We start from the raw sequence: 24,954 nt of genomic DNA on the forward strand, positions 1-24,954 counted from the left end.
GCGTCTCCTTAGGAACCGTTCGCGTGAACAGCGCGAACGGCGTGAATGAAAAACTCGCGGTTGCCGTCGCCCCCGGCGATCGGGCTGTCGAACCATTGCAGCACCCGCAGGCCGAGCGCCTCGCAGGCATCGCGCAGGCGCTTCTCGACCACCGCATACAGCGACTCGTCGCGCACGATGCCGCCCTTGCCGACCTGGCCGGGCTGCAGCTCGAACTGCGGCTTGACCAGCATCAGCAGGTGCCCGTCGTCCGCGATGAATCCGACGACCGCCGGCAGCACCAGCGTGAGCGAGATGAACGACAGGTCGCCCACGATCAGGTCGAAGCGTGGGTCACTTTCATCACCCTCTTCGCCCAGGTCATCGGCCGACAGCGCGCGCGCATTGACGCCCTCGATGGCGACGACGCGTTCGTCCTCGCGCAGCCGCGCATGCAGCTGCCCGTGGCCGACGTCGACGCCCACCACCTTCGCCGCGCCGCGCTGCAGCAGGCAGTCGGTGAAGCCGCCGGTCGACTGGCCCACGTCGAGGCACAGTCTGCCGGCCGGGTCGATGCCGCTCGCCGCCAGCGCGCCTTCGAGCTTGAGCCCGCCGCGCGAGACGTACCGGGCCTCCGCCGCATCGACAAGTTCGAGTTCGGCGGATTCGGGCACGTCGTCCTTGTTCTTGACGACGGAACGCCACGCGTCACTGGTGCCCGCGTCGCGCCAGCGCAGGCCGCCGGCAATGAGCCGCACCGCCTGCGAACGCGACGCGGCCAGGCCGCGCTCCACCAGCAACTGATCGGCGCGCACGCGCTGCTGCCTGTCGCCTGCCTGCCCGCTCAGTAGCGGTAGGTGTCCGGCTTGTACGGACCGTTCTTGTCCACGCCGATGTAGGCGGCCTGGGTGTCGGTCAGCTCGGTGAGCATGGCGCCGACCTTCTTCAGGTGCAGGCGCGCGACCTTCTCGTCGAGGTGCTTGGGCAGCACGTAGACCTTGCCGGCCTGGTAGGCGTCGGGCTTGGTGAACAGCTCGATCTGGGCGATGGTCTGGTTCGCGAACGACGACGACATCACGAAGCTCGGGTGGCCCGTGCCGCAGCCCAGGTTCACGAGGCGGCCCTTGGCCAGCAGGATGATCTTCTTGCCGTCGGGGAACTTGATGTGGTCGACCTGCGGCTTGATCTCTTCCCACTCGTACTTCTCGATCGAAGCGACGTCGATCTCGTTGTCGAAGTGGCCGATGTTGCAGACGATGGCCTGGTCCTTCATGGCGGCCATGTGCTCGTGGCGGATCACGTCGCGATTGCCGGTGGTGGTCACGAAGATGTCGGCCTTGTCGGCGGCGTATTCCATCGTCACGACCTTGTAGCCTTCCATGGCGGCCTGCAGCGCGTTGATCGGGTCGATCTCGGTCACCCACACCTGCGCCGACAGCGCGCGCAGTGCCTGCGCCGAGCCCTTGCCCACGTCGCCGTAGCCGGCCACCAGCGCCACCTTGCCGGCGATCATCACGTCGGTCGCGCGCTTGATGCCGTCCACCAGCGACTCGCGGCAGCCGTACAGGTTGTCGAACTTGCTCTTGGTGACCGAGTCGTTCACGTTGATCGCGCGGAACAGCAGCGTGCCCTTGGCGGACATCTCGTTCAGGCGGTGCACGCCGGTGGTGGTTTCTTCGGTCACGCCGATGATCTCGGCCGACTTGCGGGTGTACCAGGTGCCGTCGACAGCCAGCTTGGCCTTGATGGCGGCGTAGAGGATGCGCTCTTCCTCGCTGGTCGGGTTCGCGAGCACGCTCTGGTCCTTCTCGGCGCGCTGGCCCAGGTGCATCAGCAGCGTGGCGTCGCCGCCGTCGTCCAGGATCATGTTCGGGCCTTCGCCCTTCGAGTCCTTGGGACCGAAGTCGAAGATGGCGTGGGTGTAGTCCCAGTAGTCCTTCAGCGACTCGCCCTTGATCGCGAACACCGGCGTGCCGGCGGCGGCGATGGCTGCGGCGGCGTGGTCCTGCGTCGAGAAGATGTTGCACGATGCCCAGCGCACTTGCGCGCCCAGCGCCTGCAGCGTCTCGATCAGCACGGCCGTCTGGATCGTCATGTGCAGCGAGCCGGTGATGCGCGCGCCCTTCAGCGGCTGCGACTTCGAGAACTCCTCGCGGATGGCCATCAGGCCGGGCATCTCGGTTTCGGCGATCCTGATTTCCTTGCGGCCCCAGGCGGCGAGGGACAGGTCGGCGATCGCCTGGTCGGCGGTCGAAACGGGGGTGGGCTTGAGAACAGCGCTCATGGGAACTCCAACAAAACTGGTTTGAAAGATGCCGCCGGATACGGGGAAAAAGGCTCACCGCAAGAACAGCGGGTGAGCGTCGTTGCTATATGTGGTCCGAGCCTCACGCCTGACGGCGCTGCAACGCTCCTCGGAGGGGCGGATTGTAGTCGCCGCGGCCGTCCGCGCCAATGCTGCGGGATTCGGCCGGGCATCGGCTGACATCCGCCAGCCTCGGCGTTGCATTGACCTCTGGTTACGATTTCCCCCGGGCCAGGTTCAGGAGCCAGCCGGCTCGCTGCAGGGCCCGTTCTGAAAACAAGAGGGAACAACACATGAGGATGACAAGGTATCTCGCAAGCCTGAGCATGGCCGCCCTGCTGGCGGCCTGCGGAGGAGGAGGCGGCGGCAGCTCCGGCGGCCTGTCGCTGTCGGCAGGCGGCAGCTCCAAGCCGGAAGCCCAGGCCACCAAGACCCTGGCCACGCCCGACGTGCGCAACGGCAGCTACCGCGTCTACGCGGCCAACGGCACGCAGCAGCAGCTCTCGGTCGACTTCGACGCCGGCAGCTACACGATGACGGACAACCTCGGCGTGCCCGAGTCCGGCACCTTCGCCGAGGACTTCACCGAGCCGGGCACCTACGTGTTCGCCAGCAGCCGCATCACCACCGCGGCCAACACCTCGCGCTTCCGGGTGACGAGCGACGCCCTCGTCGGCGCGTTCCCGTTCCAGACCGCGTACTCGAGCCCCGCAGCGTACGCCGCGCAGCCCTTCGTGGCAGCGCGCGATTTCGTCACCACCGCGGCACTGCTGGACGGCACCTACAACCGCTTCAGCGTCACGCGCAGCCCCGGCGGCGCGCAGGACTCGTCGATCCTCTCGATGCGCCTGTCGGGCAGCGGCACGGTGCTGGAGTTCTGCAACGACGCGATCATCTACAAGATCGACCTCTGCCCCGCCGCCTCGAAGCGCACCTACGCGGTCACGGCCGGCACCGACGACGCCTGGGTCGCCACCAACGTTGCCAACAGCAGCGACGTCGCCAACTTCCGCGTTGCGCGCATCGGCGGCCAGAACGTGTACCTCGGCGGGGGCGTCAGCGTCTCGCCGGCCCAGCAGTTCATGCGCATCGCCCTGCCCGAGTCTTCGAGCTGGCCGACCACGCGCGGCATCGGCTCGTCGACCACGGGCAGCTGGGGCACGAACCTGATCGACACCGCAAGCTCGGTGCGCACCTCCACCGGCACGGACGACACCTACGGAACGCTGACGATGCCGGTGGACAGCACCGCCTACGCGAACCAGCCCCTGGGCATCCGCGGCGTCAACATGAGCGGCGCGAGCAAATACTTCGCGATGCAGGGCGGCGAGCTTTCGGTACTGGTCGGCGCGCGCAGCAACACCGCCACGCAGGGCTACATCCAGCTCAACCTGATCGACACCGGCGCCGCACCCGATGCACGCAACGGCCGCTACAAGGTCTACGCCACCAACGGCTCGCGGCAGACGCTGGCCCTGAACCTCGACAGCAAGCGCTACGAGATGACCGACGGCGCCGGCACCGTCGCCTCGGGCAGCTTCGCCGAGGACACGGCTGAGGCCGGCAGCTTCGTCTTCGCGAGCAGCCGCATCACGAGCACGGCGAACACGGCGCGCTTCCGCTTCGCGACGGACACGGTGGTCGGCTCGTTCCCGTTCGCGGTCGCGCAGGTCACGCCGGAGAGCTATGCCGTGCGGCCCTTCGTGGCATCGCGCGCGCTGGTGAAGACGCAGAGTGCGCTCGACGGCACCTACAACCGCCTGGGCATCAACCTGACGGCCACCGCCGGCGACTCGTCGATCACGCAGATCCAGATCGCCAGCGGCGGTACGGTGCTCTACCTGTGCAACGACAACGTGGTCTACCGCATCGACACCTGCCCCGCGGCCTCCGTGCTGACCTACACCGTATCGGCCGGCACGACCGTGGACACCTGGCGCATCGTGAACGTGGCCAATCCGTCGGACAACGGCAGCTTCGCGATCGCGCGCGTCGGCAGCGAGAACATCTACCTCTCGGCCGGCATCGTGCCGTCCACGCCCACGAGGTCTGTGTTCCGCATCGGCCTGCCGGAGCGCGCGACATGGCCCACCGTCACGGCGCGCGGCGGCGCCACCAGCGGCAGCTGGGGCAGCACGGCCGTCGACGCCTCCAGCTACGCGCGCACGCAGACGCTGCCCGACGGCACCAGCGCCACGCTCAGCGCGAGCCTGGGCACCATGGGCACGAACGGTCCCGTCAACATGCGCGCTGCCACCTTCGCCGGCCCGGCCTACCACTTCGCCAGCCAGAGCAGCAAGCTCTTCGCGATGGTCGGCTCGCGCAACCCGGCCACGGCCGGCGCGATGGAGATCGACCTGATCGACTGAAGCCGCGGGCGCCCGCCCGGAAGGCCGCATGCCGCGTCGCGGGGCATGCGGCCTTTTTTCTTGCTCATTCAGGCCTAAGACGGCCGCCTGCACGTTTCGCCGCCGGGACGTACATTGGCCAGCCCCATCGTCCCGAAAGCCACCATGCCGATTCCTTCGTCCAGCGCGTCCAGGGCTCACCTGCTCGCCGCCGTTGCCGCCCTTTGCCTGACAGCCGCCCTGCCGACTGTCGCCTCGGCCCAGAGCGCCGAAACCGTCCGCATCCGCGGCACCCTCGTTCGCGTCGATGCCAGCACCCTCGTGGTGCAGGACCGCGGCGGCGAGGTCGTCTCGCTCGCCCGCCCTGCCGACCTGGCCGTCTCCGAGGTCTATCCGATCAAGCTCTCCGACATCAAGCGCGGCAGCTTCATCGGCACCGCCGCCATGCCGCAGGCCGACGGCACGCAGAAGGCGCTCGAAGTGGTGGTTTTTCCCGAGGCGGCGCGCGGCACCGGCGAGGGCCATCGCCCCTGGGACCTGCTGCCGCAGAGCACCATGACCAACGCCACCGTCGCCGACCTGGCCGCGGCGCCGAAGTCGGTGCGCGGCGGCCAGCAGCTGCACCTGACCTACAAGGGCGGCGAGAAGACCGTCGTCGTGCCACCCGACGTGCCGGTGGTCACCTTCCGTCCCGGTACCGATGCGCTGCTGGTGCCCGGCGCCCGCGTGCTGGTCAACGCGCAGGAGAAGAACGGCACGCCCACGGCGCTGCGCGTGACGGCCGGGCGCAACGGCTTCGCGCCGCCGATGTAGGCGAGGCCGCGAGCGGGAGGCCCGGCGGGCATCCAAGGGAAATCCCGCAGGCAATTTTGTCGTTGCGGCGCTCCGGCGCGGCGTATCGTGGCGAGGGATTTTTGCCGTCAGGCTTGGTCCTCGCCATCCATACGTCCAACGTCACAGGAGATTCCGCACCATGGCCACTGCCAAGAAAGCCGCCGCGAAGAAGACCACCGCCAGCAGTAGCAGCAGCACCTCCAGCGCGAAGAAGGCGGCACCGAACGCCGCGGACATGCTCAATCCGCTGAAAGGCATGGCCGACAGGCTGCAGAACCTCAACCTGACCGGCGGCGCCGGCAAGCTGCTGGAGAGCGGCCGCAAGGACCTGGCGGCGCTGATGCAGGCCAACGAGAAGTCCTACCAGGGCCTGCAGACCGTCGTGGCGCGGCAGACAGAGATGATCAAGAGCGCCATTTCCGAGTGGCAGGCCGCCGCCAAGGAAATGCCCGGCAAGGACCCGAAGGAAAACCTCGCCAAGCTCGACGAGCTCGGCCGCCAGTCGTTCCAGCGCGCGATCGACGACATCAAGGAGCTGGCCAATCTCGCGGCCAAGTCGCAGGCCGACGCCTTCGACGTGGTGCGCCAGCGCATCCAGGCCAACGTGGACGAAGTGACGAAGCTGCTGCAGCGCAAGTAAGAGCCCGCAGGCAGGAACAAGCCGGAGCCGCAAGCATGACCACGGTCGCGCCGCGCGTGGAGCGGCGCTCGCGCGCCAACGACATCGAGCTGGCCTGGGACAGCTTCGGCGACCCGGCCGGCTCGCCGCTGCTCCTGGTCATGGGCCTCGGCGCGCAGATGGTGGCGTGGGACGACGCCTTCTGCGCCCGGCTCGCCGAGGCCGGCGGGCACCGCGTGATCCGCTTCGACAACCGCGACATCGGCCACTCGACGCACCTCACGCTGCTGGGCGTGCCCGACATCCAGGCGCTGATGGTGCAGGCGATGGCCGGCCAGCCGCTGCGGACGCCCTACAACCTGCGCGACATGGCGGCCGACTGCGTCGGGCTGCTCGACGCGCTGGGCATCGAGCGGGCCCACGTCGTGGGCGCCTCGATGGGCGGCGCGATCGGGCAGGAGATGTGCATCCACCACGCGCGGCGGATGCTGTCGTTCACCAGCATCATGTCGAGCACCGGCGCGCCGGGCCTGCCGCCGCCGACGCCCGAGGCGATGGCCGTGCTCTTCTCGCCCGCGCCGACCACCTTCGATGCCTACCAGGCGCACCACGCCAAGGTGTGGCGCATATTGCGCGGCCCGGCGAGCTTTCCGCTGGACGAGGCGCGCGATGCCGAGAAGGCGCAGCTCGTCTTTCTGCGCGGACTCAACCCGGCCGGCGTGGCGCGGCAGCTCGCCGCCATTCTGGCCTCGGGCAACCGCAAGCCCGCGCTGCGCGAAGTGCGCGTGCCGACGCTGGTGATCCACGGCGACGACGATCCGCTGGTGCCGGTGGCCTGCGGCGTGGACGTGGCCGATGCGATTCCGGGCGCGCAGCTGCTGCGCATCCCGGGCATGGGGCACGCGCTGCCGATCCCGATGTGGCCGCAGATCGTCGACGCCATCGCGGCGCACACGGCGCGGCACGCGGGCAGCTGAGACAGCAGGCACGAACGGAACAAGGCGACAGACAAGAAGGGAGCTTCCGCCATGACGAACAAGTTCTCTCCCCTCGACCCGATGGCCATGTGGCGCGAACTCACGGCCCAGTGGGAAAAGAGCACCAACGAATTCGCCAACGAAACCATGGCCTCGGACCCGTTCCGCCAGGGCATGCACGGCGGCATGAACGCCTCGCTCACCGCGCAGAATGCGCTGGGCGACCTCATGGCGCGCTACCTCACGATGCTGAACCTGCCCACGCGCGCCGACCTGCAGGTGCTCGGCGAGCAGCTGCAGCGCATCGACGACCACCTGGCGCGCATCGCCCGCGCGGTGGAAGGCGGGAACGCGTCCTCCGCCGCGACCGCCAAGGCAGCGCCGGGGCCGCGCCGCACCCGCCAGCCACCTGCGGCCGCGCCTGCGCCGACGGCATCGAAAGCCCCCCCAGCACCGGCCCGTACGCGCAAGCCCGCCGGAAAGCGCCCGTCATGACCGCAGCGGCAGACGACACCTTCGCCCTGCCCGACATCGCCGCCGAGATCGAGCGCGCGATCCAGCGCAACATCAAGGGCCTGGACTTCCTCGCCTCGACCGCGCCCTCCGTCGGCCAGACGCCCAAGGACGAAATCCACCGCCGGGGCACGCTGAGCCTGTACCACTACAGGCCGATGGTCGACGAGATCTACCGCGTGCCCCTGCTGATCGTGATGGCGACCACCAACCGCGGCTACATCCTCGACCTCGCGCCGGGCCAGAGCATGGTCGAGCACCTGCTGCTGCGCGGCTACGACGTCTACATGATGGACTGGAACGCGCCGCGCCCGCAGGAGAAGTACCTGCGCATCGAGGACTACGTGCTCGACTTCATCCCAGACTCGATCCGGCACGTGCAGGAGCGCTCCGGCGAGGAAGACATCACGCTCGTGGGCTACTGCATGGGCGGCGTGCTCTCCACGCTGTACGCCGCGCTGCACCCCGACGGGCCGATGAAGAACCTCGCGCTCTTCACCACGCCCGTCGACTTCAGCCGCATGAAGCTGTTCCACGCATGGTCGGACCGCCGCTACTTCGATGTCGACCGGCTCATCGACACCGTGGGCAACGTGCCGCCCGAGATGCTCTTCACTTCCTTCGACATGCTGCGCCCCGCGGGCCGGAGCGCCGGCATGGTGCAGCTGTGGGACAACATGGACAACGACGAGTTCGTCAAGTCGTACCGCATGTTCGACCGCTGGGGCAACGAGATGCTGCCGCTGGCCGGCGAGTACTTCCGCCAGACCGTCAAGGAACTGATGTGGGGCAACAAGCTGCTCAAGGGCGAACTGGTGCTCGGCGGGCGCAAGGTGCAGCTGAAGAACATCAAGGTGCCGGTGCTGCACGCGCTCGCGCAGCACGACCACATCGTTCCGTACGAGGCCGGCCAGCCGCTCGTCGCCGGCATAGGCTCCACCGACAAGGAAGAGGTGGTGCTCAAGGGTGGCCACGTCAGCCTCGCCGCCGGCCCGAACGCCGTGCGCAGGCTGTGGCCCAAACTCGACGAATGGCTTGGAGTGCGATCGACATGAGCATCACCATCGTGACCGACTCTTTCTCGCGGACCTACCCGCGCACCGTGACGAGCAGCGAGGGCAGCATCGTCCTGCGCCTCATGGGCGCGGAAGACGCCGGCGCCGTGCTCGCCTTCGCGCAGGCCTTGCCGGCGCACGACCTGCTCTTTTTGCCGCGCGACATCACCCAGCCCAAGGTGATGAGCGCCTGGGTGCGCGCCATCGAGCGCGGCGACATCGACAGCGTGCTCGCGGTGCGCGACGAGGCGGTGCTCGGCTGCGCGGCGGTGATCCGCGATCCGCATTCCTGGTCCAGCCACGTCGCCGAGCTTCGCGTGCTCGCCGCACCCGAGCTGCGAGGCAGCGGCCTGGGCCACAAGCTCGCGCGCGAGGCCTGCGCGCTGGCCATCGAGCGCGGAGCGGAAAAGCTCGTCGCCCGCATGACCGTCGACCAGCGCGGCGCCATCGCCGTCTTCCAGGCCCTGGGCTTCAAGCCCGAGGCGCTGCTGGGCAAGCACGTGAAGGACCGCCAGGGGCTGACGCACGACCTGGTGGTGCTGAGCCAGGACGTGGCGCGGTTCGAGGCGCAGATGCGGGCGTATGGGATGGGCGAGGCGCTCGGGGGCTGAAGTGCCCCTTCGCACGGGCCGGCGGGGGCGGAAACCGCCGGCCTTTTAAAATCGCGGATTCCCCCCGCAGATTGCCCACCTTGTCTTTCGTAGCCGAAACCCGCCGCCGCCGCACCTTCGCGATCATTTCCCACCCTGACGCCGGCAAGACCACGCTGACCGAAAAGCTGCTGCTTTTCTCCGGCGCGATCCAGATCGCCGGCTCGGTGAAGGCGCGCAAGGCCTCGCGCCATGCCACCTCCGACTGGATGGAAATCGAGAAGCAGCGCGGCATTTCCGTGGCCTCGTCGGTGATGCAGATGGTCTACCGCGACCACGTCATCAACCTGCTCGACACGCCCGGCCACAAGGACTTCTCGGAAGACACCTACCGCGTGCTCACCGCCGTCGACTCGGCGCTGATGGTGATCGACGCGGCCAACGGCGTGGAAGCGCAGACGCGGCGGCTGATCGAGGTCTGCCGCCAGCGCGACACGCCCATCATCACCTTCGTCAACAAGATGGACCGCGAAGTGCGCGAGCCGCTGGACATCCTCGACGAGGTGGAGCGCGAGCTGGGCATGCCCTGCGTGCCCATGACCTGGCCCGTGGGCCAGGGCAAGAGCTTCCGCGGGATCATGAACCTGCGCACGCAGGCGATGACGGTGTTCGAGTCGGGCAGCGAGCGGCTGCCGCAGGACTTCGAGACCATCCCGCTCGCCGAGCGCGACACGCTGGTCAAGCGCTTCGGCGCCGACTTCGAGACCGCCATGGAAAGCATGGAGCTCGCCACCGGCGCATCGCCCGCCTGGGACCGCGAGGCCTTCCTGGCCGGCAAGCAGACGCCCGTGTTCTTCGGCTCCGGCGTGAACAACTTCGGCGTGATGGAAGTGCTCGACGCGCTGGTCGACCTGGCGCCCTCGCCGCGCTCGCGCACCAGCACCACGCTGGTCAACCGCCAGCCGGTGGTCAAGGAGATCCAGCCCGAGGACAAGGACTTCGCGGGCGTGGTCTTCAAGGTGCAGGCCAACATGGACGCCAACCACCGCGACCGCATCGCCTTCGTGCGCATGGCCTCGGGCAAGTACACGCCGGGCATGAAGCTGAAGGTGCAGCGCACCGCCAAGGAACTGCGCCCCACCAGCGTCGTGACCTTCATGAGCCAGCGCCGCGAGGCGGTGGAAGAGGCCTACGCGGGCGACATCGTGGGCTTCACCACGCACGGCGGCGTGCAGCTGGGCGACACCATCACCGACGGCGCGAGCCTGCAGTTCACCGGCCTGCCCTTCTTCGCTCCCGAACTCTTCATGACCGTGATCCTGAAGAACCCGCTGCGCACCAAGCAGCTGCAGCAGGGCCTGGCCCAGCTCGGCGAGGAAGGCGCGATCCAGGTGTTCCGCCCCGAGATCGGCGGCCCGATGCTGCTGGGCGCGGTCGGCCAGCTGCAGTTCGAAGTGGTGCAGCACCGCCTGAAGGCCGAGTACGACGCCGACGTGAAGCTGGAGGGCTGCCAGTACACCGGCGCGCGCTGGATCACGGCCGACACGCCGGCCGAGCTGCGCGAGTTCGTCAACGCGTACCCGCAGCGCATGGCGAAGGATGCGGCCGACACGCTGGCCTTCCTGTGCACCTCGCCGTACGACGTGCGGCTGGCGCAGGAGCGCTTTCCGAAGATCCACTTCCATCCGCTGCGCGAGCATGCGGGGCTGGCGCTGCAGAGCGCGGGATAGGCATTCGCCATGGAAACCTACATCCAGGTGGCGGGGCTCGGCGACTTGACCGAAACGATCGTCGAGCAACGCGCCGCCCTGACGATCACCGTCAAGGCATCGAAGACCGAGGTGGCACTGGCCGAAGCGACCAAGCTGCGCAACGACGCGATCCGGACGCTGAAAGAAGCCGGCCTCACGCCTGACGAGATCACCGAAGGCGGGCGCGACGCCTGGCAGCCCTGGTATCTGAAGCGCAGCGTGGGCCAGGAAGTGGCGCACCGCGTGCTGATCGCCTGCAAGGAAACGCGCCGTCTCTATCAGGCACTCGACGCGCTCGAACCGCTGTTCACGAACTCGCGCTACACCATGGGCGTCGACATGCAGCAGCCCCGCTTCGAAGCGCAGGACGACGCGGAAGCCGAGGCACGCATGGCCGCGATCCGGCATGCGCGCAGCAAGGCGTCGATTCTTGCGAAGGAAGCGGGTGTCACGCTGGGCGCGGTCGCGCAGGTCGAGGAGCTTGGTTCGCAAGCGGACAACTCGGGTGCCTACGGCGATCGCAACTGGGGGTATGCGGGTGGTGCCGTGGCACTGGCGTCCGCCGGCCCTGGGGACGACTTCGAGGAATTGGCGGGAGCCAGGCGCACACGAACGCTGCGCTACCGCGTGCGCTTCCTGATCGGCTGAGGCCTTCTCAGCTCCCCGTCGAAGCGTAGTGGCGCAACCCGATGCGCCACACCCCGAACGCCGCCGCGAGAAACACGCCCCCCGCGAGCGGCGACACCAAGCCCACCCATGCCGGCGCACCGAGCGGATCGGCCTTCCCCAGAATCGCCAGCACCGGGTAGTAGGCCACGCAGGCCAGCGGCACGATGAAGGTCAGCACGCGCCGGAACCATCGCGCATAGAGCGCCAGCGGGTACTGCGCCGCCTGCACGCCGCCGTAGGTCAGCACGTTCGCGATCTCCAGGCTCTCGACGGTCCAGAAGGCCAGCGTGCCCTGCAGCACCAGGATGCCCAGGAACAGCGCCACGCCGCCCGCGACGGCAAGCAGCGCGATGGCGACGGCGCCCGGTGTCCACGCGATGCCCATCTGCTGCGTCGCGAACGCAATCATCGCCAGCCCCTGCAGCAGGCGGCCCAGCCGGCTGATGCGGAAGTCGTTGCCCATGAGCTGCAGCGAGAGCGGACGCGGACGCAACAGCAGGCGGTCGAAGGCGCCGGTGCGCAGGAACTCGGTGCCCAGCACGTCGAAGCCGCGCCCCAGCGCATCGGCCAGCGCGAACATGCAGTTCACGAGACCGTAGAACAGCGCCACCTCGCCGATGCGCCAGCCCTGCACGTCGCCGAATCGGTGGAACAGCGCCCACACGGCGACGGCCTCGATGCCGGTGCCGAGGAACTGGCCGACCGTCGTCATCAGCGCCGAGGCCGGGTAGCGCGCCTGGCCGCCGATGGACGCGCCCACCAGCCGGAAGAAAAGCGGAATCGATCCCATCGCCCTCACCCGCCCTGCACCTGGAGGCTGCGCATCGTGCGGCCCATCGCCATGTGCCCCAGCGCCACGAGCACGGCGATCCAGAAGACCTGCAGCCCCAGCCCGCCGACGGCCTGCCAGCCCTGCAGCTGCCCGAAGTAGAGCCGCGCCGGAATGTCCATCAGCCCGGCCAGCGGCTGGAGCAGCAGCGCGGCCTGCCAGGCGTCGGGCAGCATCGCGAGCGGCAGCAGGTTGCCCGAGAACACGATGACCACGGGCGTGGTCACCGCGCTGATGCCGCGTTCGTTGAGCGCGGCGGTGGCCGCCACGTTCAGCAGCATCACCATCGACGTGGAGAGCAGCAGCGCGAAGACCGACGAGAGCGCGAAGGCGAGCCCCGCCGCCGCGCCCGCCGGGAGCTGCCATGCCCACTCGCCCAGGCCGAGCAGCGGCAACGCGACCATCGCGAAGGCCGCCATCAGCGCGATGCGCGGCAGCACGCGCGCGGCGATCCAGCCGGCGCTGCGCGCGAACCACAGCGCATAGGCGTCCACGGGGCGCAGGCGGTCGTAGGCGACGGCGCCGGTGCGCACCGCCTGCGCCACTTCCGGATCGCCCAGCCAGGGCAGGAGCACGAGCAGCCCCTGCGCCAGCCATGTGTAGGTGACGGCCTGGGCGAGCGACATCGACGTGCTGGCGCCCGAGGCTGTCGCGCCGCCATAGAAGGCCGCGAACACCATCACCTTGATGCCGCCCCACCAGCACTGCGTGGCGAAACCGGCGAGCGCGGCGGTGCGGTACTGCAGCATCTGCTGGAAGCGCGACGCGAAGGCCGCGATGTAGGGCCGCGCGAGGTCGTGCGGGCTCATCGCCGTCATGCTTCGGCGGCTCCGTGCATGGCGTAGAAGCGGGCGATCACGGCCTCGATCGCCAGGCCTTCGAGGCGGATGTCCTCCACCGCGTGCGCGGCGGCGATGCGCGCGATGAGCGCCGGTGCCGCGGTCTGCGCCGGATCGAAGTCGAGCACCAGCGTCTGGCCGTCGCGCGAATGCACCCGTGCGCCGTCCACCTGCGCGGGCAGCTCGGCGCCCTGCGCGAAATCGACGACGAGGCGGCGCTCGGCCATCACCTGCGCGCGCAGCGCCTCGACCGGGCTGTCGGCCAGCACGCGGCCGTGGCCGATGATGATCACGCGCCGCGCCAGCGCCTCGATGTCGTGCATGTCGTGCGTGGTCAGCAGCACGGTGGTGCCTCGCTCGCGGTTGGCGCGGCGCACGAAGTCGCGCACGGCCAGCTTCGAAGGCGCGTCGAGGCCGATGGTCGGCTCGTCGAGGAACAGGATGTCGGGCTCGTGCAGCAGCGCCGCCGCGATCTCGGCGCGCATGCGCTGGCCCAGCGAGAGTTGCCGCACCGGCTGCGCGAGCACGCGCTCCAGGTTCAGCAGCGCCACCAGCTCGTCGCGCGTGCGGCGGTAGCGCGCCGGGTCCACGCGGTAGATGTCGCGCAGCAGGTCGAAGCCGTCGCCCACGGGCAGGTCCCACCACAGCTGCGTGCGCTGGCCGAAGACCACGCCGATGCGCGCCACGTGGCGCTCGCGGTCGGTGAAAGGGTCGCGCCCGTCGATCTCCACGCGCCCGCCGTCGGGCCGCAGGATGCCCGAGAGGATCTTGATGGTGGTCGACTTGCCCGCGCCGTTCGGCCCGATGAAGCCCAGCAGCTCGCCGCGCTCCAGCGAGAACGACACACCCGAGAGCGCCTCCACCGTGCGATGGCGGCGCTGCACGAGGCCGCGCAGCGCGCCCATCACGCCGGGGTTGCGTTCGGAGATGCGGTAGGTCTTGCGGAGGTCGTCGACGAGGATGTGGGGCATGGAGAGCGCCGCGCCGGCCTCGAAGGCACGGCGGGGGCGGGATGCTACACGAAAGCACCGGTACGATCGCTGCTCCTTCCGGTTCGATCGCCATGCCCCCATCGCTCCCCCAGCCTCCGCTGCCCTCCTCGCCCCACCACCTGCTGCCGCTGTCCCGCTGGGAGGCTGCCGCGCGCGGCGCCCTCGTCGGAGTCTTCACCGACATCGACGACACGCTGACCCACGACGGCGCGATCACGCCCGACGCGCTGCAGGCGCTGAGCGAGCTCAAGGCGGCGGGGTTGTCGGTGGTGGCGATCACGGGCCGCCCGGTGGGCTGGAGCCTGCCCTTCGTCAACACCTGGCCCATCGATGCCATCGTGGCCGAGAACGGCGCGGTGGCGCTGCTGCCTTCGGCCGATGGCCGCGTGGAGAAGCGCTACCAGCAGGACGAGCCCACGCGCGTCGCCAACTTCGCGCGCATGCAGGCCGTGCTGGAGCGCATCGAGCGCGAACTGCCGGGCGTGGGCCGCGCCACCGACTCGCCGGGGCGCGAGACCGACATCGCCATCGACCACAGCGAGTTCGTGCAGCTGAGCGACGCCACCATCGCGCGGGTGGTGGCGCTGATGCGCGGCGAAGGCATGCACGCCACCGTGAGCAGCATCCACATCAACGGCTGGTACGGCGACAACGACAAGCTCGAAGGCGCGCGCTGGATCGCACGCGAACTGTGGGGCCGCGCGCTCGACGACGAGATGGACCGCTGGGCCTACGTGGGCGACTCCACCAACGACCAGCTGATGTTCCGCAGCTTCGCGCACAGCATCGGCGTGGCGAACGTCGCGCGCTTCGTGCCGCAGCTCGAGCACCTGCCGCGCTACGTGACGCAGGGCGAACGCGGCACGGGGTTCGCCGAGGCGGCGCGCGCGATTCTCTCGGCCCGGGCCGCCCGCCCCGAGCGCTGAGCATCTCGCTGCGCGACACGGCGCAGCGAACTAACAACACACGGACGAAAAAAAGCCCGCGCGAGGCGGGCGAAAAGGACCGGTGAAGGCTCCTTGGAGAAAGGGTTGCGTGTAGCCGCCGTGGCTCAGAAGGCGTGGCGGATGCCGAACTCGTAGCCGGTCGACGTCTTGGGCTGCAGCGCCACGCGGTTGTACGTGGCGACGTACGACGGGCCGGCACCGACCGTGTTGCCCGCGCCGTTCTTGTTGCTGACGCGAGCGACCGTGGCGTAGAGCGCGGTGCGCTTCGACAGGTTGTGCACGTAGCCCAGCGAGAACTTGTTGGACTTCGGATCGGGAGCGTTCACCGCGAAGAGGGCCGGCGTGCGGTTGAAGTCGTACTTGACCTGCGAGTACGAGGCGCGGATCTGGCCCGGGCCGATCGGCACGGTCACGCCGATCAGGTAGCCGGTCAGGTCGGTGCTGGGCACACGGGTGAAGACGTTCAGCGGATCGCGCTGGTCCTTCGAGCGCGAGTACTCGCCGAACACCTTGGCCACGCCGAAGTCGTAGGTCGCGCCGAGATTGAAGGTCTTGATCTTGCCCGGGCGCGCCACGGCGGCCGCGCCGGTGCCGGTGGTGAAGCTGGTGTCGTTCTGCGCGTAGCTGGCGGCGACGTCGAACGGACCCGAGGCATAGCCGACACGACCGCCGATGTGGCGGCCGGTGTTGGTGCGGTCGGCGCCGGCCAAAGTGTCGGGCGAGGTGCGGGTGATTTCGTGGAAGCTGTAGCCGACGTTGCCGTAGAAGCCGCCCAGGTTGCGCGGCAGGAAGTACTGAACCATGTTGCCGGCGCGCTTGTAGGTGCTGTTGCTGCCGTAGCCGGTGCCCGACACGCTGGCTTCGTTGGCGTCGATGATCAGCGAGCCGCCGATGCCGGTGTCGGCGAAGGGGTCGAACTGCTCGTCGTTCAGCACGGTGGCGGTCTTGTCGCGGCCCAGGCGGATTTCACCGAAGCCGCCGGCAATGCTCACCGTCGAGCGGCGGGTGAAGTTGGAGATGCCGGTGGCGCCGTCGTCGTTGGTGATCGGGGCTTCGAGCCAGAAGCTGGCCGACAGGCCGCCGCCCAGGTCTTCCACGCCGCGGAAGCCGAGACGGCTGGAGCTCAGGCCCGAATTGGCCAGTTCGCTACGGCTGGCCTTCACGCTGTAGAAGGGGGTGAAGGGGGTAGCCGGGATCGACTCGCTCTTGTTCGACACGTTGCGGTAGGCGGCATCGACCACGCCGAACAGCGTCACGGTCGATTGCGCCGATGCGGCACCGCAGGCCGCCATGGCGGCCAGAACAAGCAGGGATTTCTTCATTCGTATCACTCCAGGATGGGGAAGTTGCCGCTCCGATTCAGATGCAGCTGTTAAGAGCCCGGGCTTTCACGCCACAAGACTGCATCGGAGTGTTTCCATCGTGGAAGACAAACGAATTACATAGGGTAAACACTTGGCCGCCGAAGGGCCAAGGCTCTTGACATGAGTGTCCTGACTGTTTCCTGACCCGAAGCGCCTCGCGGCTACTCGCTCACTGGCAGCTCGCGCGAGCGCCGACGCAGGCCCGCCCACTGGTTCCAGACACCGAAGGCGGCGATCAGCAGCAGCACCGCTGCATAGCCTTCGGTGGTGTTCAGCAGCCCCAGCGGCGCCACCAGGAAGCCCGCCAGCATCGCCGGCAGGCTGAACGCGAGGTAGCTCACGACGAAGATCGCCGCGAACAGTTCGCCGCGCTCGTGCGACTGCGCCATCGGCGCCAGCGTCTGCACCAGCGCGGAGAACGCGCCGCCGAAGCCCAGGCCCGCCACCGCCGTGCCGACGAAGAACAGCGCGAGCGAGCGCGTTGCGAGCGAAGCCAGCAGCAGCACCAGCCCGGCCGCGATGCTCGCCATGCCGAGGATGACGGGCTTCGGCGCGGCAAAGCGCGCGAGCAAGGTGGGCGCGATCGCCCCCATGCCCGACAGCACCGCCACCGTGAGGCCGTTGACCACGCCGTTGTCGATGCCGAACACATGCAGCATCAGCGAAGGCGCCAGCGACAGGTACAGCCCACCGAGCGCCCACACCACGACGAACACCGGCAGCCCGCGAGCGAACTCGGCCCTGGCCTGGGCGGGAATCGACACGCGCGGAACCAGCGAGGCCAGCGCACCTGCACGCGGCGTGACGGTCTCGGGCATCCACAGCACCACCGCAGCACCCAGCGCGAACACCACGGCCAGCACGCCGAACACCAGCATCACCGGCTGCAGCGAGAACTTCACCGCCACGCCCGTCAGCAGCGCGCCCAGGGCAAGGCCGGCCAGCGGCGAAACGCTCGTGATCATCGCGCCCAGCCGCTTGCGCGCGGCCGGTGCGGCCTCGACCACCGCCGCGCTCAGCGCGCCGCTCGCGACGCCAGTGGCAATGCCCTGCACCACGCGCGCGGCGATCAGCCCGCCGATGCCGTTCGCGAGCAGGAAGAGCCCCATCGCCACCGCCTGCAGCACCAGCGCCGCCGGGCGCCGCCCGATGTGGTCGGACAGCGAGCCCGCGATCAACAACGAAACCAGCAGCGCGATCGCATAGACAGCGAAGGCCACCGTTAGCAGCGACGACGAGAAGTGCCAGGCGTGCTGGAACACCACGAATAGCGGCGAAGGCGCGGCAGCCGCGAAGAAGAAGGCGAACAGCACCGCGGCCAGCAGCGGAAAGGCAGCGCGTTGCGGCAGGCGCCAGGGCCTGGAGCGGGCAGCGATCTCGGCGGTGGCGGAAGCGAGTTCGGGGCAGGAGGATGGCATGGCGGATCCTTAATGCAACTTTTTTTGCTTTTGCGATTCTAGACCTGAGAACCTTCTAAAGCAAATATCTTTGCGTTAAAGTCCAGACCATGACCGACATCGCCCTCCCCAACAAGCGTCCCGGTGGCCGCAGCGCCCAGGTACAGGCATTGGTGCGCACCGCCCTCGAAGAACTGGTGGCGGAGCAGGGACGGGAGCGCGTGACGGTGCCGGCCGTGGCCGAGCGCGCAGGCGTCAGCGCCTCCAGCATCTATCGGCGCTGGGGCGATCTGCAGGGCCTGCTGGCTGAAACGGCCACCCACCGGCTGGACCCGAACCGCCCGCTGCCCGACACGGGCACCCTGCGCGCCGACCTGGAAGCCTGGGCGCGCGAGCTCATCGAGCACCTGGCCAAGCCGTGCAATACCTCGTTGCTGAAAGCCGCGGCCGCGCTGGCCAACGGCAACTCCGACACCGACTGCCTGCGCAACCGCCGCAGGGAAGCGCTGACGCTGGTCGAGCAGGCGCACGCCCGGGGCGAGCGCGCGCCCGAGCCGCAGCAGGTGATCGATCACCTGATCGCGCCGATCGTGTTCCGGCTGGTTTTCGGGGGCGATGCGGTGCAGCCGGAACTGGCGTCCCGGCTGGTGGACGAGCTCTTCGTCCTCAGCTCGCTCAGTTCGTCTTGACTTCCTTCGCCAGGCCCAGCTTGTCGATGATGGCCTTCTCGCGCACCACCGTGTCCTGCGCGAACTTGGTGTAAGTCGCTGAGCTCATGTAGTTCGGCAGCATGTCGTAGCGGCCCAGCGAGGCCACGTAGCTCGGCTCTTCCATCGCCTGCTTGAAGGCGTCGTGCAGCTTCTTCACCACCTCGGGCGACGTGCCCTTGGGCGCGCCGATGCCGAAGGGCGAGTTCTGCACCACGTCGTAGCCCAGCTCCTTCAGCGTGGGCGCGTCGGGGAACTTGGCCAAGCGCTTCTCGCCCCAGGTGTTGAGCACGCGCAGCTTGCCGGCCTCGACCTGCGGCGCGAAGCCGGTGCTGTCGGCCGCGGCCATCAGCTGGCCGCTGACCACCGCGAGCATCAGGTCGGCGCTGCCCTTGTAGGGCACGTGCTGCAGCTGGATGCCGGCCTTCTGCGCGACGATCTCCGTGGTCAGGTGCGGGCTGGTCAGCGTGCCGGTCGAGCCGTAGGTGAGCTTGCCGGGGTTGGCCTTGGCGTAGGCGACGAAGTCGGCCCAGGTCTTGAAGGGGCTGTCGGCCGGCACCACGATGCCGAAGGCGTAGCCGGTGACGTTCAGCACGTACGTGATGTCCTTCAGCGGGTCCCAGTTGATCTTGGTCGTGTAGCCCAGGCGGAACACGCCCAGCGGGATCTGCGCGACGGTGTAGCCGTCGGGCTGCGCGGTCTGCAGCGCCTGCGCGGGCAGCGTGCCGCCGGCGCCGGGCTTGTTGTCGATGATCACGGGCTGGCCGAGGATCTTGCTCGCGTTCTCGGCGAGCTGGCGCATGGTGATGTCGGTCGGGCCGCCGGCCGGGAAGGCGATCACCAGCTTGATGGGCTTGGCGGGAAAGGCCTGCGCGAGCGCCGCCATCGGGAGGGCGAGCCCGCAGCCCGCGGCGAGTGCGGCGGCGGTACGGAGGAAGGTGGAGCGGCGGAGCATGGCTGACTGGGTCCTGACTTTGAAAGCGCCGATTGGGCCCCGCTGCATCGGCGAAGGCAATCGGGGCTGCCCTGATTTCCCCGCGAAACCGGGGCGATTCGTGAGATCCGAGTCGCCTGCGCGTCAGCCGGTCAGAGCTGCCCGAACCCTTCGATCACGTTCACCGCGTTGACGCCCACCTCGGCCACCGCATAGCCGCCCTCGAACACGAACACCGTCGGCAGGCCGGCGCGCGCGAGGTCTTCGCCCATGCGCAGGTAGTCGTCGCTCCTGAGCTTGAAGCCGGAGATCGGATCGCCCTCGAAGGTGTCGACGCCGAGCGAGACCACCAGCGCGCCGGCCTTCACCTCGGCGATGCGGGCCAGCGCAGTCTTCAGCGCCGCGCGCCAGGCCGTGAAGTCCGTGCCGCGCGGCAGCGGCAGGTTGTGGTTGAAGCCCTCGCCTCTTCCGGCGCCGCGCTCGTCGGCGTGGCCCAGGTAGTAGGGGTAGTCGGTCAGCGGATCGCCGTGCAGGCTCGCGAAGTGCACGTCGTCGCGCTCGTAGAAGATGGCTTGCGTGCCGTTGCCATGGTGGTAGTCGACGTCGAGCACCGCGACGCGTTCGACGCCCGCATCGCGCAGCGCCTGCGCCGCCACGGCGGCGTTGTTGAGGAAGCAGTAGCCGCCGAAGAAATCGGCGCCCGCATGGTGGCCCGGTGGCCGCGTCAGCGCGAAGGCGGAGCGCTCGCCGCCGATGACGCGCCGTGCCGCGGTCCACGCACAGGCGGCGCCGTGGCGTGCCGCCGCCCAGCTGCCGGCCATCAGCGGCGTGCCCGCGTCGAAGGAGAACAGCCCCATGCGCGCCGGAAAGCTCTTGGGCAGCACGTCGCTGCGCATGCCGCGCGTGGGCCAGTACGAAGGCAGCGCGTCGCGCGTCGCGTTGGCCGGGTCCAGCGCCACCCACTCGTCCCAGGCGTGCGCGATGAAGTCCAGGTAGCGCGGCGCATGCACCTTGGCGAGCAGCGATTCGTCGAAGGCATCGGGCGCCTGCAGCGGGCCGAGGCCCCTGCGCTCCAGCTCGCTCTTCACATGATCGACGCGGGCGGGCACCTCGAAGCACGGCACGAGCTCGCCGCGAAACATCTCGACTTTGCCCTGATGGAGAACGTGCTGGTCGTTGTAGATGGTGAGCATGGAAGAGGAAAGGCAGGATCGGCGGTGGTGAAGCCGCCCATCATGCCGCACGCCGCAGCACCGCCCGGCGCCGCCCCGAGGCGGTGAGCCCGAACAGGTCCTTCGGGTCGTCGAGCTCCGGCACCAGCGCGATCTGCCGGCCGATGCCTCGCTCCATGGCGATGCGCTGGATGTAGCGCAGCGCCGTGTAGTCCTCCAGCGCGAAGCCCACCGAGTCGAACAGCGTGACCTGCGCGGGGCTCTCGCGGCCGGGCACCTCGCCGAGCAGCACGCGCCAGAGCTCCTGCACCGGGAAGTCGGCGGCCACCTGCTGGATCTCGCCTTCGACGCGGGTCTGCGGCTCGTACTCGACGAACACGCGCGCCTTGCCGAGCACGCCGGGATGCAGCTCGGTCTTGCCGGGCGAATCGCCGCCCACCGCGTTGATGTGCATGCCCGGCTCGATCATGTCGGGCGTGAGCACGGTCGCGCGCCCCTGGTAGGCGGTGACGGTGGTGACGATGTCCGCGCCGCGCACCGCCTCGGCCACCGAGCGCGCGCGCACGATCTCCAGCGGCGTGCAGGCCGCGAGGTGGCGCACCAGCTTGTCGGTGGCGTGCGGATCGATGTCGTACACGCGCACTTCCTCGATGCCCAGCAGCGCATGGAAGGCCAGCGCCTGAAACTCGCTCTGCGAGCCGTTGCCGATCAGCGCGAGGCTGCGCGAATCGGGCCGTGCCAGCGCCTTCGCGGCCATCGCCGAGGTGGCCGCCGTGCGCAGCGCGGTGGTGAGCGTGAGTTCGGAAAGCAGCACGGGGTAACCCGTGTCGACCTCGGCCAGCACGCCGAAGGCCATGACGGTCGGCAGCCCGACCTGGGTGTTGTGCGGATGCCCGTTGACGTACTTGAAGGCGTAGGCGCCGTCGTCGGCCACCGGCATCAGCTCGATCACGCCGAGGTGCGAATGGCTGGCCACGCGCGCCTTCTTGTCGAACTCCCGCCACCGCATGAAGTCGTCGCGCAGCGCGTCGGCCAGCGCGGTGAGGAACTGCGGAACACCGGTCTCGTCCACCAGGCGGACCAGGCTGTGAACATCGATGAAGCGGGTCATGACATGGCTCCTTGCGTAGCCCCGCCGCGGCGCTTCATCCCCTCACATGTTTACTCCGCCATGGCTGATTCAGGATGCGCCTGCGCCAAGGGTTGGAGCCATTGTGCGCCTGCTTGCGGGCTATTGCGAGCCCTGTCGGTCGCGTCTTCAGTCGTGCCTGTGTTCTTCGATGTTGCGTTCCAGAAAGCGCCACAGCCGCTCGTCTTCGCTGAAGGCCACGTTGAAGCGCAGCCAGCCGGTGGGATGCGGGTTGACCAGGAACAGCTGGCCCGGGCCGAGCATGATTCCTTCCGCCGCGGCGCGGCGCGAGAGCTCGGCGCTGTCGGTAATGTCCGGGTGGCGGGCCCACAGGTACATGCCGGCCGCCGCTTCGTGGAACAGCTCGAAGCCCAGACCGCCCAGCCGCCTCGCTACGCTGCCCTGTGCCTGCGCGAGGCGCTCGCGCAGGGCCTTGAGATGCTTGCGCCAGCGGCCGTCGGTCACGGTACCGAAGGCCAGGCGCTCGGTGATGTCGGACGAGGTGAGGCCCGAGATCATCTTGAGCTGTGCCAGGTCTTCGAGCAGCTCCGGCTGCGCGGCCACGTAGCCGACGCGGATGTTCGGCGAGATGGTCTTCGAGTAGCTGCTCACGTAGACCACGCGGCGCAACTGCCCCAGGCTGGCGAGCGAGGGGCGCATCGATGCGTCCATCTCGGCGTAGATGTCGTTCTCGACCAGCGTGAAGTCGTGCGTCTGGGCCAATTGAAGCAGTTGCACCAGTTGCGGCAGCGAGGCCATCGAGCAGGTCGGGCTCTGCAACCGGGGCTGGGTGAAGAAGGCCTTGGGCCGGTGCACCGCGAGCAGCGCCTCGAGCGCGGGCATGTCGTAGCCCGCAGGAGTGCGCGGCACGCCGATGATCTCCACACCCAGGAAGCGCAGCATGAACATCAGGTTCGGATAGCCCGGGTCGTCCACCAGTACCGAGTCGCCCGGCTTGAGCAGACGTCGCGCGACCAGGTCCAGCGCCTGGCTCGAGCCCTGGGTCAGCAGCACCTGGGCGGCCTCGACCACGATCTGCTGCTCCGAAAGCGCCTCGGCCGTCGCCATGCGCAGCGCCATGTGGCCGAAGGGCAGGCCGTAGCCGCCGATGTCGGTGCCCTCGGAAGCCAGGTGGCGCAGGCTGCGGCGCATGCCGTCCTCGAACAGCCAGTCGTGCGGCAGCCAGCCGCAGCCTGGCTTGAGCGGCAGGTTGCGGTTCTCGAAGATCTGCTGCAGGTACCAGCGGGCGTCGAAGCGGGGGTCCGGCCGGGGTGCGATGGCCGCTCCGGCGGCACTGTCCTCGCTGCGCCGCTTGACGAAGAAACCCGCATTGGCACGCGAGACCAGCAGGCCCTGGGCCACCAGCCGGTCGTAGGCCTCGACCACCGTGAAGACACTGACGCCGTGGGCCGCTGCAAAGGCGCGGATCGACGGCAGCTTGCTGTCGGCCTTGAGCTTCTGCGAGCCGATCAGTCCGCGCAGCCCTTCAACGATCTGGCTGACCAGTGGCGTCGGCTGTTCGGGGCGAAGAATGAGCATCGGGGGTGTCTCCGGCAGACCGGCCTGCACCATATTGAGGAAAGTATGTACAGGATACAAGACCAGTACAGTCTTCCGATCGATCGCTTCCGGTGTACATGGCCGGACCGAATCGTGCGACCTAGAGTGCCGGGATTCCTTCCTCCAAGCACCAAAGCACAGGTCGTACCATGCAACGCGAACCCCACCTCAGCAATGCCGTCCTCATGGCCCGCCGCAGCGCGGCAGTCGCCCGCGGCGTCGGCCAGGCCCATGAAATCTTCGTCAGCCGGGCCGCCAACGCCGAACTCTGGGACGTGGAGGGTCGCCGCTATATCGATTTCGCCGGCGGCATCGCGGTGCTCAATACCGGCCACTGCCACCCGGAGATCACGGCCGCCGTCAAGGCGCAGGCAGACCTCTATTCGCACACCTGCTTCCAGGTGGTGGCCTACGAGCCCTACGTGGAGCTGGCCGAGCGGCTGAATGCGCTGGCGCCGGGCGCGTTCGCGAAGAAGTCGGTGTTCCTGAGCACCGGTGCCGAGGCGGTGGAGAACGCGGTCAAGATCGCCCGCGCCCACACCCGGCGTCCCGGCGTCATCGCCTTCACCGGCGGCTACCACGGCCGCACGATGATGACCCTCGGCCTCACCGGCAAGGTGGCGCCCTACAAGGTCGGCTTCGGCCCGTTCCCGGGCGAGGTGTTCCATGCGCTGTACCCGAACGCGCTGCACGGCGTGAGCGTGGACGATGCGCTGCACTCGGTCGAGCTGCTGTTCAAGAACGACATCGAGCCCGAGCGCGTGGCGGCCTTCATCCTGGAGCCGGTGCAGGGCGAAGGCGGCTTCTACGTGGCGCCCAACGATTTCGTCGAGGGCCTGCGCGCGCTGGCGGACCGCCACGGCATCCTCATCATTGCCGACGAGGTGCAGACCGGCGCGGGCCGCACCGGCACCTGGTTCGCCAGCGAGCAGTGGCCCGTGGCGCCCGACCTGATCACCACCGCCAAGTCGATGGCGGGCGGCTTCCCGATTTCCGGCGTGGTGGGCCGCGCCGAGGTGATGGACGCTCCCGCGCCCGGCGGCCTGGGCGGCACCTATGCCGGCAGCCCCATCGGCTGCGCCGCGGCGCTCGCGGTGCTGAAGGTGTTCGACGACGAGCAGCTGCTGGCGCGCAGCCGTGCGCTGGGCGAGCGGCTCACGGCCGGCCTGCGCCGCATCGCCGCCGACGTGCCGGCCATCGGCGACGTGCGGGGGCTCGGCGCCATGGTGGCCATCGAGCTGTTCGAGGAGGGCGACACCGCGCGACCTGACGCCGCACTGACCCGCAAGGTGGTCGCGGAGGCGGCGCGACGCGGGTTAATCCTGCTGTCATGCGGCACCTACGGCAATGTAATTCGCGTGCTGGTGCCGCTCACGGCATCCGACTTGCTTGTGGACGAAGGCCTGGCGCTTCTCGCGGACAGCTTCGCCGCGCTGCGCTGATC

Annotated in this window: 23 protein-coding genes and 1 riboswitch; of the genes, 12 read left to right on the forward strand and 11 right to left on the reverse strand. The window is 69.0% G+C overall.

Features of this window, described 5'->3' with window-relative positions; translation table 11 throughout:
• Nucleotides 1–8: 8 nt before the first annotated feature.
• A complete protein-coding gene (locus ABL840_RS34525; RefSeq protein ID WP_093304610.1) occupies nt 9–794 on the reverse strand; it encodes a TlyA family RNA methyltransferase in 786 nt (261 codons plus the stop codon).
• A 29-nt stretch (nt 795–823) separates the two neighbouring features.
• Nucleotides 824–2,263, reverse strand: coding sequence for an adenosylhomocysteinase (gene ahcY, locus ABL840_RS34530; RefSeq protein WP_093205822.1), 1,440 nt, complete (start codon nt 2,261–2,263; stop codon nt 824–826).
• 67 nt (nt 2,264–2,330) lie between these two features.
• A riboswitch (S-adenosyl-L-homocysteine riboswitch) is annotated at nt 2,331–2,401 on the reverse strand.
• 176 nt (nt 2,402–2,577) lie between these two features.
• On the opposite strand from ahcY, the gene ABL840_RS34535 reads away from it, so the two are divergent.
• The 9 genes from ABL840_RS34535 to ABL840_RS34575 all read left to right on the forward strand — a co-directional run bounded on the left by ABL840_RS34535 (nt 2,578) and on the right by ABL840_RS34575 (nt 11,619).
• On the forward strand, nt 2,578–4,653 hold the full coding sequence (locus ABL840_RS34535) for a hypothetical protein (RefSeq protein ID WP_143042963.1): 2,076 nt from the start codon (nt 2,578–2,580) through the stop codon (nt 4,651–4,653).
• Between the two features lie 144 nt (nt 4,654–4,797).
• On the forward strand, nt 4,798–5,445 hold the full coding sequence (locus tag ABL840_RS34540) for a hypothetical protein (RefSeq protein ID WP_093304614.1): 648 nt from the start codon (nt 4,798–4,800) through the stop codon (nt 5,443–5,445).
• A 160-nt stretch (nt 5,446–5,605) separates the two neighbouring features.
• Nucleotides 5,606–6,106: a TIGR01841 family phasin gene (phaP, locus tag ABL840_RS34545; RefSeq protein ID WP_093205828.1), complete on the forward strand. Its 501-nt coding sequence runs from the start codon at nt 5,606–5,608 to the stop codon at nt 6,104–6,106.
• Between the two features lie 35 nt (nt 6,107–6,141).
• Nucleotides 6,142–7,062 carry an alpha/beta fold hydrolase gene (locus ABL840_RS34550; RefSeq protein WP_093304616.1) on the forward strand — a complete coding sequence of 307 codons (921 nt, stop codon included), beginning with the start codon at nt 6,142–6,144 and terminating at the stop codon, nt 7,060–7,062.
• A 51-nt stretch (nt 7,063–7,113) separates the two neighbouring features.
• Entirely contained in the window at nt 7,114–7,557 is a 444-nt protein-coding gene (locus ABL840_RS34555; protein ID WP_093304618.1) for a hypothetical protein, read from the forward strand.
• A complete protein-coding gene (locus tag ABL840_RS34560; RefSeq protein WP_093304620.1) occupies nt 7,554–8,630 on the forward strand; it encodes an alpha/beta fold hydrolase in 1,077 nt (358 codons plus the stop codon). The genes ABL840_RS34555 and ABL840_RS34560 overlap by 4 nt, the downstream gene beginning before the upstream one ends.
• On the forward strand, nt 8,627–9,241 hold the full coding sequence (locus ABL840_RS34565) for a GNAT family N-acetyltransferase (protein WP_093304622.1): 615 nt from the start codon (nt 8,627–8,629) through the stop codon (nt 9,239–9,241). The genes ABL840_RS34560 and ABL840_RS34565 overlap by 4 nt, the downstream gene beginning before the upstream one ends.
• Nucleotides 9,242–9,321: 80 nt before the next feature.
• Complete coding sequence (locus ABL840_RS34570) at nt 9,322–10,950, forward strand: peptide chain release factor 3 (RefSeq protein ID WP_093205838.1); 1,629 nt, start codon at nt 9,322–9,324, stop codon at nt 10,948–10,950.
• A 9-nt stretch (nt 10,951–10,959) separates the two neighbouring features.
• Complete coding sequence (locus tag ABL840_RS34575; RefSeq protein ID WP_093304624.1) at nt 10,960–11,619, forward strand: SIMPL domain-containing protein; 660 nt, start codon at nt 10,960–10,962, stop codon at nt 11,617–11,619.
• Nucleotides 11,620–11,626: 7 nt separating this feature from the next.
• On the opposite strand, the gene ABL840_RS34580 is transcribed toward ABL840_RS34575, so the two are convergent.
• Genes ABL840_RS34580 through ABL840_RS34590 form a run of 3 tightly spaced genes read right to left on the reverse strand, consistent with a single transcriptional unit; the run spans nt 11,627 to nt 14,279 of the window.
• Nucleotides 11,627–12,430, reverse strand: coding sequence for an ABC transporter permease (locus ABL840_RS34580; RefSeq protein WP_093304626.1), 804 nt, complete (start codon nt 12,428–12,430; stop codon nt 11,627–11,629).
• A gap of 5 nt (nt 12,431–12,435) precedes the next feature.
• Nucleotides 12,436–13,278, reverse strand: coding sequence for an ABC transporter permease (locus tag ABL840_RS34585; RefSeq protein WP_093304757.1), 843 nt, complete (start codon nt 13,276–13,278; stop codon nt 12,436–12,438).
• Between the two features lie 5 nt (nt 13,279–13,283).
• Nucleotides 13,284–14,279, reverse strand: a complete 996-nt coding sequence (locus ABL840_RS34590) for an ABC transporter ATP-binding protein (RefSeq protein WP_093304628.1) — start codon at nt 14,277–14,279, stop codon at nt 13,284–13,286.
• Between the two features lie 92 nt (nt 14,280–14,371).
• On the opposite strand from ABL840_RS34590, the gene ABL840_RS34595 reads away from it, so the two are divergent.
• Nucleotides 14,372–15,226, forward strand: a complete 855-nt coding sequence (locus ABL840_RS34595) for an HAD-IIB family hydrolase (RefSeq protein ID WP_093304759.1) — start codon at nt 14,372–14,374, stop codon at nt 15,224–15,226.
• Nucleotides 15,227–15,351: 125 nt separating this feature from the next.
• Here the strand turns inward: ABL840_RS34595 and ABL840_RS34600 are convergent, their stop codons facing one another.
• On the reverse strand, nt 15,352–16,569 hold the full coding sequence (locus tag ABL840_RS34600; protein ID WP_093304630.1) for a porin: 1,218 nt from the start codon (nt 16,567–16,569) through the stop codon (nt 15,352–15,354).
• 203 nt (nt 16,570–16,772) lie between these two features.
• Nucleotides 16,773–18,029 (reverse strand): MFS transporter, encoded by a 1,257-nt coding sequence (locus ABL840_RS34605; protein ID WP_093304633.1) that lies wholly within the window; start codon nt 18,027–18,029, stop codon nt 16,773–16,775.
• Between the two features lie 89 nt (nt 18,030–18,118).
• Here ABL840_RS34605 and ABL840_RS34610 point away from each other — a divergent pair, with 89 nt between their 5' ends.
• Nucleotides 18,119–18,697, forward strand: a complete 579-nt coding sequence (locus tag ABL840_RS34610; RefSeq protein ID WP_093304635.1) for a TetR/AcrR family transcriptional regulator — start codon at nt 18,119–18,121, stop codon at nt 18,695–18,697.
• Here ABL840_RS34610 and ABL840_RS34615 read toward each other — a convergent pair.
• From ABL840_RS34615 to ABL840_RS34630, 4 genes are all read right to left on the reverse strand, one after another.
• On the reverse strand, nt 18,684–19,670 hold the full coding sequence (locus tag ABL840_RS34615; protein ID WP_093304637.1) for a tripartite tricarboxylate transporter substrate binding protein: 987 nt from the start codon (nt 19,668–19,670) through the stop codon (nt 18,684–18,686). The two genes, ABL840_RS34610 and ABL840_RS34615, sit on opposite strands and share 14 nt — an antisense overlap.
• A 131-nt stretch (nt 19,671–19,801) precedes the next feature.
• The gene (locus ABL840_RS34620) at nt 19,802–20,842 is read right to left on the reverse strand and encodes a histone deacetylase family protein (protein WP_093304639.1); all 1,041 of its coding nucleotides are present in this window, start codon (nt 20,840–20,842) and stop codon (nt 19,802–19,804) included.
• 40 nt (nt 20,843–20,882) lie between these two features.
• Nucleotides 20,883–21,932 (reverse strand): ornithine cyclodeaminase, encoded by a 1,050-nt coding sequence (locus ABL840_RS34625; protein WP_093205855.1) that lies wholly within the window; start codon nt 21,930–21,932, stop codon nt 20,883–20,885.
• A 147-nt stretch (nt 21,933–22,079) separates the two neighbouring features.
• Nucleotides 22,080–23,489: a PLP-dependent aminotransferase family protein gene (locus ABL840_RS34630; protein WP_093205857.1), complete on the reverse strand. Its 1,410-nt coding sequence runs from the start codon at nt 23,487–23,489 to the stop codon at nt 22,080–22,082.
• Nucleotides 23,490–23,659: 170 nt separating this feature from the next.
• On the opposite strand from ABL840_RS34630, the gene gabT reads away from it, so the two are divergent.
• Nucleotides 23,660–24,952: a 4-aminobutyrate--2-oxoglutarate transaminase gene (gene gabT / locus ABL840_RS34635; protein WP_093304641.1), complete on the forward strand. Its 1,293-nt coding sequence runs from the start codon at nt 23,660–23,662 to the stop codon at nt 24,950–24,952.
• Nucleotides 24,953–24,954 lie beyond the last annotated feature (2 nt).

The sequence above is a fragment of the Variovorax sp. NFACC27 genome (assembly GCF_048301545.1).
Taxonomy (GTDB): domain Bacteria; phylum Pseudomonadota; class Gammaproteobacteria; order Burkholderiales; family Burkholderiaceae_C; genus Variovorax; species Variovorax gossypii.